Here is a 569-nt window from a genome sequence, read left to right as displayed (position 1 = left end):
CTAGCCAAGCCTTGGCCGAGGCTGTGTGCGTAGATGAGTGGGCGGTTTACAAGCCGGTGCCGATAGATCTCGAAGAGTTCTTAGATGATTGGCTGCCCGGAATGCACGAGGATATTATTATCGTCGGCGTTAACTGGAATGAAGACTTGGAAGGCGCTGAAGAGGAACCTCTCGATTTACTGGAAGATCTCGACGAAGAACTGAGCTAAGTTTTTCTGATACGGCAGGCGCAACGCTGTGCCTGTTTCGGTCCACGTTTTCGATCTGCTTAATCACCCCTACAATCTTTCCATCGGCATGACGTGTCGCTAGGGCGATTGTGACGTCTCAGTGGTTAACGTCTTTTGTATTTCTTCGAACAATTGCTCAAACTCTTCGCGTGTTAAATCTGGCTTAACAGGTTTGCCCAAGACGATCTGCTTGTGCTGATTAACTAAAATTACTTTTGATTGTGTGTTGACGCCGTAGTGGCGCGACACAGACAAGGCATTGTTCAGTTGCTGTAATTCGTCGGGCAGTTCGCCTAAGGGAGGCTGTCGCCATATCGGCGTAGTTTTAAGTAAATACAT

General features: G+C 48.2%; 2 protein-coding genes. One reads left to right on the top strand and one right to left on the bottom strand.

Annotated elements, in window-relative coordinates; genetic code table 11:
- Positions 1–209: DUF2750 domain-containing protein (locus ACFQEU_RS17690; protein WP_379784279.1), on the top strand; the 209-nt coding region annotated here is incomplete at its 5' end.
- Positions 210–308: 99 nt separating this feature from the next.
- On the opposite strand, the gene ACFQEU_RS17685 is transcribed toward ACFQEU_RS17690, so the two are convergent.
- The coding region (locus ACFQEU_RS17685; RefSeq protein WP_379784277.1) for a hypothetical protein at positions 309–569 on the bottom strand (261 nt) is incomplete at its 5' end.

The sequence above is a fragment of the Halorubrum tibetense genome, from assembly GCF_042661865.1.
Lineage (GTDB): Archaea > Halobacteriota > Halobacteria > Halobacteriales > Haloferacaceae > Halorubrum > Halorubrum tibetense.
The sequence above is the reverse complement of the archived record's forward strand: the minus strand, read 5'-3'. Positions and strand labels throughout refer to the sequence as shown.